Raw genomic sequence first — 12,284 nt, forward strand, 5'->3', positions numbered from 1 at the left:
TGAACGGGATCGGTGGACCGGCGCCGGTCCCGTTCGGCATGCTGGGATCGGTGACGTACCGATAGAGGAGACCGCCATGGGCGCAGTCACCGTCGACCACACCACGGGCAACAGCCCCGAGTGGGACGACCTCGTCCGTATCTGGGAGCAGGCGGACGCACCCGAGGGCTGGAAGGTGGAGATCATCGAGGGGATCGTCACCATGTCGCCGCCGCCCAGCAATGTCCACAACTTCATCGCTGCGAAGATCCAGCGCCGCCTGTACTCCGTGCTCCCGGAGGACTGGGGCATCTACCAGACCCTCGGGACGGGGACCCCCGGCGGAAGGGGCTCTACATCCCGGACCTCGCAGTGGTCCCGGACGACGTCGTCCTCGACCGGACCGGGGAATACGTCCCGGCATCCACCGCCAAACTGATCGTCGAGATCACCCCGAAGTCCAATGCGAGCAACGACCGGATCGCCAAGGCCGCGGGCTATGCCCGGGCTCGCGTCCCGCTCTATCTGCTCGTCGACCGCTGGGCCCCCGCCGGTCCGACCATCACTCTCTACGGCGAACCCACGGGTGACGTCTACCGCGCCCTCCAGACCGTGAAGTTCGGCGACGAGCTGGTGCTTCCCGCACCCTTCGAACTCACCCTGGACACGGGAGTCTTCCCCATCGATTGACGGCGTAGGACGACGAAGAGCCCGCCCCACCAGGACAGGTGGCGGAGCGGGCCCTTCGGTTCCGAGGGCCGCGGGAGCGGGCGGGCGGCCGGCTCCCGGGCTGTGCGGCCGGGTTACGCGGTCCTGCCCAGGCTCGGCAGCCGGCGTTCGGCGATCGCCTTGCGGGTGGCGTAGAGGGTGATGGCGGCGGCGCCGACCATTGCCACGAGGGCGAGGAGGACCGTGCCCGACCAGCCGGCGGCGTGGAACGCGGCGGCGCCGAGCGCGCCGCCCAGGCTGCTGCCGATGTAGTACGCGCACTGGTAGAGCGCGGACGCCTGGGCCCGGGCGGTCTTGGCGGTGCGGCTGACCGAGGACGAGGCGACCGCGTGGCCCGCGAAGAAGCCCGCGGTGATCAGGACCAGACCCGCCAGCACCGCTGCCACCGAGGCGGCCAGGGTCAGCAGCAGGCCCGCGGTGGTGGTGCCGACGGCCAGGTAGAGGGCGCCGCGGCGGCCGACCCGGCCGACCAGCTTCCCGGCCGCGGCCGAGGAGACCGTACCGACGAGGTAGATCACGAAGATCGAGCCGACGATGCCCTGGGGGAGGTGGAACGGCTCGGCGACCAGGCGGTAGCCGATCACCGTGTAGACCGCGCCGAAGACCGTCATGAACAGGGCGCCGATCGCGTAGAGCCGGCGCAGCAGCGGGTCGGAGAGGTGGCCGCCGAGTGTACGGGCCAGCGTCCGCGGGCCCACCGAACGGGAGACGAAGTGCCGGGCCCGGGGCACCAGTAGCCGGAAGGCCACCGCGCACACCACGGCCATCAGCCCCACCGCGCCGAGCGCCGCCCGCCAGCCCCACGCCTGGGCGACCCAGCCGGTGACGATCCGCCCCGACATCCCGCCGATGCTGTTGCCGGCCACGAACAGACCGATCGCCGCCACCAGCGCCTTGGCGCGCACCTCCTCGGCCAGGAACGCCATCGCCGACGCCGGCAGCCCGGCCAGCGCGACGCCCTGGACGGCGCGCAGCGCGATCAGCGTGTCGAGGGAGGGGGCGAACGGCACCAGCAGTGCGATCGCCGCGGCGACGGTGAGGGAGGCCGTCATCAGCGTGCGGCGGCCGAACCGCTCGGAGAGCGCACTGAGCGGGATCACGCCCAGGGCCAGTCCGAAGGTGGCCGCGGAGACCGTCCAACTGGCCTGGTCCGGCGCGACGTCGAGGTCCGCGGAGATGGCCGGCAGCAGCGCCTGGGTGGAGTAGAGGAGGGCGAAGGTGGCCACTCCGGCGGCGAAGAGGGCGAAGCTCATCCGGCGGTAGCCGGGGCCGCCCGGCCGCAGCTTGTCCGACTCGGGGTCGGCCGGCGCGGCGGAAGGAGAGGAGGTGTCTGTGGAGGACGGGAGAGAGGCGGCCGCACGGTCGGTGACGGACGCCCCGGTATCAGCGGGAGGCATGCCTCGAAGGTAGAGCGGCTCGGTTCATGCGTCCAATGCATCAAAACGCGATAATCGATACCGTGGCACATGATCGCAGTTCACAAGCGTCCCTGTTGCACGCCCGCAACAGAAAAGATATGCCGGAACGGCTCCGGACGGTCCCCCCGGGCGGGCCGGAGGCCGCCGAGCTGGGCGCCGACTCCTGGGCGCTGGCGCTCGCCCCGCGGCTCGCCCAGTTCGCCGCCGTCGCCCGGCACGAGCACGTCACCCGCGCCGCCCACGAACTCGGCATGCCCCAGCCCACCCTCAGCCGCGCCCTGGTGCGGCTGGAGGACGACCTCGGGGTGGCGCTGTTCGCCCGGCACGGCCGGACGCTCTCCCTGACCCCGGCCGGGCGCGCCTTCCGCACCGCCGCCGAACGCGCCCTGACCGACCTGGAACGGGCCACCGAATCCCTGCGCGCCGACGCCGACCCGGCCACCGGCAAGGTCGCCTTCGGCTTTCTGCACACCCTCGGCCCGGAGACCGTCCCCGGCCTGATCCGCAGCTTCCGCGCCGACCACCCCGGCATCCGCTTCCAACTCGTCCAGAACTACGGCGAGGCGATGATCGAACGGCTCCGCGCCGGCGACCTCGACCTCTGTCTGACGTCGCCGGTCCCGGACTACCCGGACCTGGCCGCCCGCCGCCTCGACGAGCAGAAGCTCCGACTGGTCGTGCCGGACGACCATCCGCTGGCCGGGCGCAAGCGGATCCGGCTCGCCGAGGCGGCCGGCGAACTCTTCGTCACCCTCGAACCGGGCTACGGCCTCCGCCGGATCACCGACGCCCTCTGCGCCGAGGCCGGCTTCACCCCGCGGGTGGCGTTCGAGGGCGAGGAGGCCGAGACCCTGCGCGGCCTGGTCGCCGCCGGCCTGGGCGTCGCCCTGCTCCCGCCGCCCGCGGTCCCCCGCCCCGGCGTCGCGGAACTGACCGTCACCGCCCCCCGGGCCGTCCGCGAAATCGGCGTGGCCTGGCTCGACGGCCGAGTCGACACCCCACCGGTCACCGCCTTCAAGAAGTTCCTCCTGAGCCGCCGGGGGGCCTTGCTGTCGTGAGCCCCGGGAGGCTCTCCCTCCGGCGCCGGCGGCTACCCCCGGCACCCCCTCCCCGTACCGGAGTCGGGCGGCCCGGGCGGGTGGACGTCAGTGGCGGAGGGAGGCGCCGAAGCCGGAGGCCAGGGGCATGCGGAGGCCCAGGGGCGGGGGAGCGGCCAGGGCGTCCTTGACGGGGCGGGCGTAGGCGTGGGTGAAGAGGGCGCCGAGGAGGAAGTCGGCGGCGAGGGCGTGCACCTCGGAGCGGTGCTGGTGGAGGGAGTGGCCGTCGGAGTGGACCTCGAAGCGGCAGGTGTCGCGGTTGATCTTCTTGGCGCGCTGGGCGTAGCGGTAGGAGAGGTCGGGGTCGACACGTTCGTCGTTGGTGCCGTGGACCAACAGGACCTGCCGGCCGACCAGTTGCCTCACCGGGTCGGGGTCGGTGCCGTACTGGTGCGGGTCGGCGAGCCAGGGCGCGAGGCCCAGCACGGCGTGGACGGCCGGGTGGCCGGCGGCGTGCAGGGCGGCGCGGGCGCCCATGCCGGTGCCGACCAGCGCGACCGGGATGTCGCCGTAGCGGCGGACCACCTCGTCGACCGCCCAGGCGGCGTCCTGCGCCGGGTGCGCCGCGGTGCCGTTCCAGCCGCGGCAGCGGTAGTGCACCACGTGGGCGGCCAGGCCCTCGGGGCGGCCGGCCCGCGCCAGCCGGGCGGCCAGCGGGCGGACGGCGAGGGCCGGCACCGGCGACGGCCGGCGCAGCCCGTTCGGTCCGCACCCGGGGAGCAGGAGGGCGACGGCGTTCACCGTCCGGTCCGTGCCGCCCGCTCCCAGCGGTTTTCCCAGCCGGGCCTCGCGCACCGGCAGCGCTTGCTGAGCCATGGGAGGAGTCACGACGAGAACGATGGCAGAACGAGGCGTCCTGTCCACCCTGCGGACGGGTCACTGTTACGTATCGTTCGGTGAGATCTACGCGCGTAGGGGCTACAGTGCGGAAATGACGAGCGAGTTCAGCAACCTCCCGACCGCAGAACAGATCCGCCGCGCCCCCAAGGTGCTGCTCCACGATCACCTCGACGGCGGGCTGCGGCCCGCCACCGTCGTCGACCTGGCCCGCGAGAACGGGTACGACGGACTCCCCGAGACCGACCCCGAGAAGCTCGGGGTCTGGTTCCGCGAGGCCGCCGACTCCGGCTCGCTGGAACGCTATCTGGAGACCTTCGCGCACACCTGCGCCGTCATGCAGACCCGTGAGGCGCTCTTCCGGGTCGCCGCCGAGTGCGCCGAGGACCTGGCGGCGGACGGCGTCGTCTACGCCGAGGTCCGCTACGCGCCCGAGCAGCACCTGGAGGGCGGGCTCGGTCTCGAAGAGGTCGTCGAGGCCGTCAACGAGGGCTTCCGGGAGGGCGAGCGGCGGGCCCGCGCCAACGGCCACCGGATCCGCGTCGGCGCCCTGCTGACCGCGATGCGGCACGCCGCCCGCGCCCTGGAGATCGCCGAACTCGCCAACCGCTACCGCGACCTGGGCGTGGTCGGCTTCGACATCGCGGGCGCCGAGGCCGGCTACCCTCCCACCCGCCACCTCGACGCCTTCGAGTACCTCAAGCGGGAGAACAACCACTTCACCATCCACGCCGGCGAGGCGTTCGGCCTGCCGTCCATCTGGCAGGCGCTCCAGTGGTGCGGCGCCGACCGGCTCGGCCACGGCGTCCGCATCATCGACGACATCGAGGTCGGCGAGGACGGGTCGGTCACCCTCGGGCGGCTCGCGTCCTACGTCCGGGACAAGCGCATCCCGCTGGAGCTGTGCCCGACCTCCAACCTCCAGACCGGGGCCGCCGCCTCCTACGCGGAGCACCCCATCGGACTGCTGCGCCGGCTGCAGTTCCGCTGCACGGTCAACACCGACAACCGCCTGATGAGCGGGACGACCATGTCCTGCGAATTCGAGCACCTGGTCAGGACGTTCCGCTACACCCTGGATGATCTCCAGTGGTTCACGGTCAATGGTATGAAGTCTGCTTTCCTTCCTTTCGATGAACGTCTGGCCATGATCAATGACGTCATCAAGCCCGGATACGCGGAATTGCGCTCGGAATGGCTCTTTCGCCAGTCGGCGGCAACTCCCGCTGACAGCAGGGACTCTGACGGATAGTAAGTTCCGTTTCGAGGGTGCCTAGCGCAACGGCCGGTGGATTGTCCACCGGCCGTTTCCCCGTGCTCCGGGGGTGTTTGCGACCGTGGCGGCGGAATCACTAGGTTTCCTAGCCGGTCAAGCCCCCATCACGAGGACGTAATGCAATGAAGCAGGGAACGGTCAAGACTCTCGGTGCCGTCGCGCTCGGCGCCGCCATCGCCGCCACCGCAGCGGGCACGGCCTCCGCCGCCCCGGTGGGCAACTCGATCGACACCAACAGCGTGGTGCACAGCCTGCCGGTGAAGGACGCCACCCGGACCATCTCCGGGGCGACCGGCAACGGCGGCGGTGGGGGCGTCGTCCCCAAGACCCACGTGAACAGCCGGGGCAACGCGCCGCTGCTCGGCGGCCTGCCCGCCGAGGCGGTCAAGCTCCCCATCCACTGACCAGACCGGCGCGCCGTCCCTCAGGGGACACCCTCAGGACCGCCCCGGCCCGTACGCGGTATCCCGTACGGGCCGGGGCATCGCCATGTCCGGGGCCGGCCGCGGGCCTACCAGGCCGCGGCGTCGCGCGACCGCTCCTCCGAGGGGAGGAGTATCCACAGCGCCAGATAGACCAGGAACTGCGGACCGGGCAGCAGGCAGGAGAGCAGGAAGATCACCCGCATCGTCGCCGGGGACGTCCCGAAGCGGCGGGCGAGGCCGGCGCAGACACCGGCGATCATGCGGTTGTTGGCGGGACGGACCAGTGCGGCGGCCATGACGGGCTACTCCTTCTCGACGATCCGGGGCGGCTGCCCCGACATCTCAAAAGTAGGTCCGGCCGCCGGAGAAAACGTCAGCCTGTGGGGCCAGACCGACCCTGGGGATTCTCGGGGTCGCACCCCTGAGCCGCTCGTCCCGTCGGCGGAGCCGCGACCGGGTCCCGGGGACGACCAGCAGATGCGCCAGCGCCACCCCGAGCGTGTTCAGCAGCACCGAGTCGACGTCCGGCACCTGGCCCGGCACGGCGGTCTGCAGCAGCTCTATCGTCAGCGAGATCATCGCGCCGGCGAAGACCGTACGGGCCATCGACCCCAGGGGGGAAACGTTCAGGCGCCCGCCGACCAGCGGCAGCAGCACCCCCAGCGGCGCCAGCAGCAGCACCGGCGCCCCCAGGTGCCACACCGCCGACCAGCCGCCCCGCACCAGCTGGGCGTGGATCGACGCCAGCGGCTCCAGATTCGCGGCCGGTACCCACGGCACCGTACGGGGACGCAGCGTGAGCCAGCCGACGATCAGCAGGTGCGCCACCAGGAGGAGAACCCCGGTGGCGCGCAAACGGGGGGCGACGGTACTGCCGGGGCTGCCGGGGCCATGACGCTGCACACAGGCCAGGACGCCGGTAGCGGGAGCCGCGGTTCCGCCCCGTTGCGCCCGTCTTGGACGGAAGCGCTCATGGCGGCCTCTCTCCTCAAAGAGGCGGGAGGCTCACCACAGGCCCCAGCCCGCGCGCTCGGCGACGTCGGGGTTGGCCTGCACGTCCGGCGAGCAGTCGTAGCGGTGCGGCGCCCCGTCGTCCGGGCCGCCCAGCAGCGCGCCCCCGCTGCGGCCCAGCGCGGCACTCCGGCCGTAGGTGCACACCAGCTGCGCCAGCGCGAACGACGGCAGGTCGTCCGGCTCGACGGACAGCCGCAGCGCCTCCGGCGCGTCCCCGGCCCGCGGCCCGTCCACCCGCAGCGACCTGGGCAGCGCGGTGCTGAACCCGGCCCGGGCCTCCTCCGCCGTCGGCGGCTGCTGCAACTCGGCCAGCAGCGCCCGGGCCGCCGGCAGCCGGACCGCCGCCCCCGGCGTCCCCTGCGGCCGGCCCACCACCCGCTCCACCGTGGCCAGCGACGAGCCGCACACCAGATACACCGTGGCCCGCTGCGCCGCCGGGGCGTTCGGCGTCGGCGCCTGGCAGCTCACCCGCGACGGCGCGTCGCCCGCGTCGACCGGGACGGACGTGCCGCGGATCCCGCAGCCCGCGGCGGCCAGCGCCAGGACGGCCACCGCCGCGGCGCGCCGCACGCTGGGCCACGGCCGGCCGCGGCGGATCATCGCCGGCCCTCCGCGCCCTCGTCCCCGGGCCGCCGGCCGCCGGCGGACGGCCCGTCGCCGTCGGCCAGTCCGGAGGCGTCCCTCGGCAGCCGCAGGGTGAACACCGCGCCGCCCTCGGGGTCGTTGGCGGCGCTGATCCGGCCGCCGTGGATGTGCGCGTTCTCCTGCGCGATCGACAGGCCCAGGCCGCTGCCCTCGGAGCGCGGCCGGGACGCGCTCGCCTTGTAGAAACGGTCGAAGACGTGCGGCAGCACCTCCTCCGGGATGCCGGGGCCGTGGTCCCGCACCCGGATCACCAGCTCGTCGCCCGCCGGCGACCCGGCCGACGGCCCCGCCCCGGCCTCCTCCGGCGCGCCCTCCGCCGGCTCCGTGCGGACCGACACCCGCACCGGCGAACCGCCGTGCTTGAGGGCGTTGCCGATCAGGTTCGCCAGGATCACGTCCAGCCGGCGCGGGTCCAGACGGGCCATGACGCCGCGGTCGGCGTCCAGCTCCACCGCGTCCAGCCACGCCCGGGCGTCGATGCAGGCGGTCACCTGGTCGGCCACGTCGACGTCGTCCAGCACCAGCCGGGCCGTCCCCGCGTCGAAGCGGGTGACCTCCATGAGGTTCTCCACGAGCTCGTTCAGCCGCCGGGTCTCGCTGACCACCAGCTGCACGGCCGGCGCGATCATCGGGTCGAGGGAGTCCGCCTCCTCCTCCAGCACCTCGGTGACCGCGGTGATCGCCGTCAGCGGCGTCCGCAGCTCGTGCGACATGTCGGCGACGAACCGGCGGGACGCCGCCTCCCGCCCGCTCAGCTCCTCGACCCGCTGCTGGAGCCGCTCCGCGGTGCGGTTGAAGGTCCGCGACAGATCCGCCAGTTCGTCGGTGCCGGTCACCCGCAGCCGGGTGTCCAGCCGGCCCTCGCCCAGCTGCCGCGCCGCGTGACCGAGCCGCTGCACCGGCCGCAGCACGGTCGTCGCGGCGGCCTGCGCCAGCAGCGCCGAGCCGACCAGCGCCAGCGCGGTGGCGATCCCCAGCGACCAGCCCAGCGACGTCAGGTCCTGCCGCTCGGTCGACAGCGACTTCATCATGTAGCCGGTCGGCCCGCCGCCGATCACCTTCGCCCCGGCGACGAGGTACGGGACGTCCCCGACCTCCTTGCGCTGCCAGTACAGGTGGTGCGTGGCGTGGTTGTTCTCGTCGACCGGGCGCACCTGGTCGACGGCGTTGCGCAGCGACTGCGGGACGACCGTGAGCGTCAGCAGGTCCTTGTCGGTGGTGGCCGCGCACTCCTTGCCCTCGCGGTCCACGCCGATCAGCAGCACCGTGTAGTTCTGCGGGCCGGCCGCCATCTGCCGTGCCGCGTCCTGGAGTTCGGCGCACCGCGGACGCAGCGGCAGCGTGCGGGCGTTGTCCTCCAGCGACTTGCGGAAGTCCTTCAGGGCGGCGTTCTGCGTACGGTCCAGGACGGTGTTGCGGTTCAGCCAGTACGCGATCCCGGACGCCGAGACCGCCGCGGTCAGCGCCACCAGCGCGAACACCACGACCAGCCGCAGCCGCAGACTCGTCAGCCGCAGCAGGCCCGCGGCCCGGCGCAGCAGCCGTACCGGCCGGCCGCCGACGGGGGTACCGCCCTGGGCATGCCCCTCCCCGGCCCCGCCGTCGTGCGGGGTGTCCACCGTCACTGGGGCGCGTCCAGTCGGTAGCCGACACCGCGGACCGTACGGATCAGCGTCGGCGAGGACGGGACGTCCTCCACCTTCGCGCGCAGCCGCTGCACACAGGCGTCCACCAGCCGCGAGTCACCGAGGTAGTCGTGCTCCCACACCAGTCGCAGCAGCTGCTGCCGGGACAGTGCCTGACCGGGCCGCCGGCTCAGCTCCAGCAGCAACCGCAGCTCGGTCGGGGTCAGTTGCAGGTCCTTGCCGTCCTTGGTGACGGTCATCGCCGACCGGTCGATCACCAGCGAGCCGAACGTCGCCGAGTCGCTGGACTCCCGCTCCCCGCGCCGCAGCACCGCCCGGATCCGGGCGTCCAGCACCCGGCCCTGCACCGGCTTGACGACATAGTCGTCCGCACCGGACTCCAGCCCCACCACCACGTCGATGTCGTCGCTGCGCGCGGTGAGCAGGATGATCGGCAGCTGGTCCGTCCGGCGGATCCGCCGGCACACCTCGAAACCGTCGATACCCGGCAGCATGACGTCCAGCACGATCAGGTCCGGCCGCTGCTCGCGCAGCAGCTTCAGGCCGTCCTCGCCCGTCGCCGCGGTCATCACGCGGTGACCCTGGCGGGACAGCGAGAGTTCGAGGGCCGTGCGGATGGCGTCGTCGTCCTCGATCAGCAACAGGAAAGGCACGCCCGCCATTCTGGCGCATGGGACGAGGGTGGATCGACCGGTGGGCGCCGGGTGCCGCCACGTGCCGGGTCGGACCGGGTGACACAGCCGCGCCGGACCGCGACAGGCCCTGTGACACGTCTGTGACAGACGGCGGACAACGCGATGAAACTGGCTTGGCAGTCTTTTGGTCAGCCGGGAGAGATCAACACCGCCGAGGCGGGGCTCGACCGGGAAACACCGAACGAACTGGCTCGATCGACGGGGGGCAGCGCGATGAAGAACACCCTGCACGGCACGGCTTCCGGCGCAGTCGTCACGCGCCTCCACGACGTCGGGCGCGAGAAGTCCGGTGCTGCGAGCGGGCGGGGGTGCGCTCGTAGCACCGGGCGTCAGCGGCCGCCCTACATGGTGGCCATTGACGCGACGGTGGTGTCCCACCAGGGACCCGACGGGGGAGTCGGGGGTCCGAAGGGCGCCGACGGGGGAACGGAGTACGGGGAGACGGGGGACCGGCGCACCGCGACGGAGGCGGCCGGGGCCGAAGCGGCCTTCACCGCCTACGTCCAGGAGCGCCGCGCCTCCCTGTACGCCACCGCCTACCACCTGACCGGTGACCGCTACGAGGCCGAGGACCTGCTCCAGAGCGCGCTGTTCTCGACCTACCGGGCCTGGGACCGGATCAGCGACAAGGCCGCGCTCGGCGGCTATCTGCGCCGCACCATGACGAACCTGCACATCAGCGCCTGGCGCCGGCGCAGGCTCAACGAGTACCCGACCGAGGAACTGCCCGAGACCGCCGCCGACGCGGACGCCATGCGCGGCACCGAGCTGCGCGCCGTCCTGTGGCAGGCGCTGGCCCGGCTGCCCGAGACGCAGCGCACCATGCTGGTGCTGCGCTACTACGAGGGCCGCACGGACCCGGAGATCGCGGACATCCTCAACATCAGTGTCGGCACGGTGAAGTCCAGCATCTGGCGCTCGCTGCGCCGGCTGCGCGAGGACGAGGTCCTCAGCTTCGGCCGTGACGAGGAGGAGTCCTTCGGCGCGCTGGTCGCCTGAGGACGGGTTGGACGGGGGAGCAAGGCCCGAGGGGGATCCGGGGGGACAGCCCGAGGGGGGAAACGGGGGAAAACCGGGGGAACACGGGGGATATCGGGGGAACACGGGGAAGCGAGCGGGTTCGGGCGGCCGGGGGGTCTGCCCGAGCCCGCTCGTCCGTGTGCGCGGACCCGGGACGGCGGCGGTGTCACCGGCGCGCGGCGCCGGGCCGGGACGGGAGACTCAGGACCGCACCGCGGCCCCCGCCAACCCCTCCGTCCGCGCCGTCGCTATCCGGTCCAGCGCCTCCGGCCGGGCGCACGGATGGGCGCCCAGCGCCGTGAGCCGGGCCACGATCGTCCGCTCGTCGCGCAGCAGCCGCAGACCCCGCCGCACCAGATACACCGCCGGTTTGCGGCCCTCCCGCAGATCCCGCGCCAGCCGCCGCCGGAAGGTGGTGGTGGGCCGCCCGCGCAGGCACAGCGCGTCGGCCAGCAGCCCCGCCGCCCGGCACCGCCCGATGATGTCGGCGGCGAACACGCCCTCCGCGAGGAACAGCGGCGCCCCGTCGAGCGTCAGCTCCGCGGCGCCGGTCCGGGCGCTGGCCGCGATGTCGTACGAGGGCACGGTGGTCCGCCCCGCGCGGCACAGCTCCTCGACGGCCGCGACCGCGGCGTCCGCGTCCCAGGAGAGCGGCGAGTCCCAGTCCGCGCCGCCGCCGTCGGGCAGTTGGGGCAGCGACGGGTCCGTGCCCTCCTTGTAGAAGTCGTCGAGATTGAGGACCGGCAGGCCGGTGGCGGCGGCCAGGGAGGTCTTCCCGGAGCCGGAAGGGCCCGTCAGCAGGAGGACGCGGGCGGGCGAGGACGGCATGGGGGAGGGCGAATGGGAGTTCACGGGCACTCATTGTCGGGCATTGCGCCGTGGGAGGTACCCCTGGCGCGCGAGGTGGAACCCCCGCCACCGCTCAACTACTCTACGCAGTCGACCGATTACCCAAGTGGACGGAATCCGGCCCGCGCGGCCGGTGGCGCACCCGCGCCTCCGCTCCGCTCCCGAACCACAGGCAGGTGGCACAGATGCCCTCCCACGCACGTCCCAGGCCCAGCCGCGTCCCCCGCGGTCTGCTGCGCGCCGGGCTGGTGATCTCCGCGGCCGGCGCCGCGCTCTCGGGCGGTGCGGCGGCGGCGAGCGCGGCCGCCCCCGTGCCGGCCGGCACGGCCCCGCAGAGGCACGCGGTGAGCGAAGAAGGCGTCGTGGGGCAGTCGATCGCCCACGCGATGACGGACTCCACCGGCCGCGGCCTGGCCCCCGTCAAGAACCTCAAGCTGGACCCGATGTCGCACACCGGCGTCGACCCGCTGGACAACGGCGTCGGCACACAGGTCGCCGACTTCAAGTCGGTGAGCACCAAGCAGGTGACGGACCCGGTCACCAAGGGCGGCACGCTGCGGACCCTGCCGGTGACCGGCACCGCGATGCGGCTGCTGCCCGGCTGACGGACCGCCGCCGGACCGCCGCCCCGTTGGACGCACGACGGCGCGGGAC

General features: G+C 73.3%; 13 protein-coding genes and 1 pseudogene. 6 read left to right on the forward strand and 8 right to left on the reverse strand.

Annotated features, from left to right (window positions below):
* Positions 1–76: 76 nt before the first annotated feature.
* Positions 77–669: pseudogene (locus tag K2224_RS10580) on the forward strand (Uma2 family endonuclease).
* A gap of 113 nt (positions 670–782) precedes the next feature.
* Here K2224_RS10580 and K2224_RS10585 read toward each other — a convergent pair.
* On the reverse strand, positions 783–2,105 hold the full coding sequence (locus tag K2224_RS10585) for an MFS transporter (protein WP_221906319.1): 1,323 nt from the start codon (positions 2,103–2,105) through the stop codon (positions 783–785).
* A gap of 119 nt (positions 2,106–2,224) precedes the next feature.
* Here K2224_RS10585 and K2224_RS10590 point away from each other — a divergent pair, with 119 nt between their 5' ends.
* A complete protein-coding gene (locus tag K2224_RS10590; protein ID WP_221906320.1) occupies positions 2,225–3,184 on the forward strand; it encodes a LysR family transcriptional regulator in 960 nt (319 codons plus the stop codon).
* A gap of 87 nt (positions 3,185–3,271) precedes the next feature.
* Here the strand turns inward: K2224_RS10590 and K2224_RS10595 are convergent, their stop codons facing one another.
* Positions 3,272–4,039: an alpha/beta hydrolase gene (locus K2224_RS10595; RefSeq protein WP_221906321.1), complete on the reverse strand. Its 768-nt coding sequence runs from the start codon at positions 4,037–4,039 to the stop codon at positions 3,272–3,274.
* 115 nt (positions 4,040–4,154) lie between these two features.
* Between K2224_RS10595 and K2224_RS10600 the strand changes: the two genes are divergently transcribed.
* Together K2224_RS10600 and K2224_RS10605 are read left to right on the forward strand one after the other, a co-directional pair.
* Positions 4,155–5,312, forward strand: coding sequence for an adenosine deaminase (locus tag K2224_RS10600; protein ID WP_221906322.1), 1,158 nt, complete (start codon positions 4,155–4,157; stop codon positions 5,310–5,312).
* A gap of 146 nt (positions 5,313–5,458) precedes the next feature.
* The gene (locus tag K2224_RS10605) at positions 5,459–5,740 is read left to right on the forward strand and encodes a hypothetical protein (protein ID WP_221906323.1); all 282 of its coding nucleotides are present in this window, start codon (positions 5,459–5,461) and stop codon (positions 5,738–5,740) included.
* Positions 5,741–5,847: 107 nt separating this feature from the next.
* Here K2224_RS10605 and K2224_RS10610 read toward each other — a convergent pair whose 3' ends face one another.
* The 5 genes from K2224_RS10610 to afsQ1 form a co-directional block, all read right to left on the reverse strand.
* A complete protein-coding gene (locus K2224_RS10610) occupies positions 5,848–6,057 on the reverse strand; it encodes a PspC domain-containing protein (protein WP_221906324.1) in 210 nt (69 codons plus the stop codon).
* A gap of 46 nt (positions 6,058–6,103) precedes the next feature.
* Positions 6,104–6,616, reverse strand: a complete 513-nt coding sequence (locus K2224_RS10615; protein ID WP_260692496.1) for a VanZ family protein — start codon at positions 6,614–6,616, stop codon at positions 6,104–6,106.
* Positions 6,617–6,766: 150 nt separating this feature from the next.
* Positions 6,767–7,375, reverse strand: coding sequence for a hypothetical protein (locus K2224_RS10620; RefSeq protein WP_221906326.1), 609 nt, complete (start codon positions 7,373–7,375; stop codon positions 6,767–6,769).
* Positions 7,372–9,045, reverse strand: coding sequence for a HAMP domain-containing sensor histidine kinase (locus K2224_RS10625; RefSeq protein WP_313904769.1), 1,674 nt, complete (start codon positions 9,043–9,045; stop codon positions 7,372–7,374). Before K2224_RS10625 ends, K2224_RS10620 begins: the two co-directional genes overlap by 4 nt.
* On the reverse strand, positions 9,042–9,719 hold the full coding sequence (gene afsQ1, locus K2224_RS10630; protein ID WP_221906327.1) for a two-component system response regulator AfsQ1: 678 nt from the start codon (positions 9,717–9,719) through the stop codon (positions 9,042–9,044). The genes K2224_RS10625 and afsQ1 overlap by 4 nt, the downstream gene beginning before the upstream one ends.
* Positions 9,720–9,974: 255 nt before the next feature.
* On the opposite strand from afsQ1, the gene K2224_RS10635 reads away from it, so the two are divergent.
* A complete protein-coding gene (locus K2224_RS10635) occupies positions 9,975–10,760 on the forward strand; it encodes a SigE family RNA polymerase sigma factor (RefSeq protein WP_221906328.1) in 786 nt (261 codons plus the stop codon).
* A 222-nt stretch (positions 10,761–10,982) separates the two neighbouring features.
* Here the strand turns inward: K2224_RS10635 and K2224_RS10640 are convergent, their stop codons facing one another.
* A complete protein-coding gene (locus tag K2224_RS10640) occupies positions 10,983–11,633 on the reverse strand; it encodes an ATP-binding protein (protein WP_260692497.1) in 651 nt (216 codons plus the stop codon).
* 182 nt (positions 11,634–11,815) lie between these two features.
* Here K2224_RS10640 and K2224_RS10645 point away from each other — a divergent pair, with 182 nt between their 5' ends.
* A complete protein-coding gene (locus K2224_RS10645; protein ID WP_221906329.1) occupies positions 11,816–12,235 on the forward strand; it encodes a hypothetical protein in 420 nt (139 codons plus the stop codon).
* Positions 12,236–12,284 lie beyond the last annotated feature (49 nt).

The organism is Streptomyces sp. BHT-5-2 (assembly GCF_019774615.1).
In the GTDB taxonomy this organism is placed as follows: domain Bacteria; phylum Actinomycetota; class Actinomycetes; order Streptomycetales; family Streptomycetaceae; genus Streptomyces.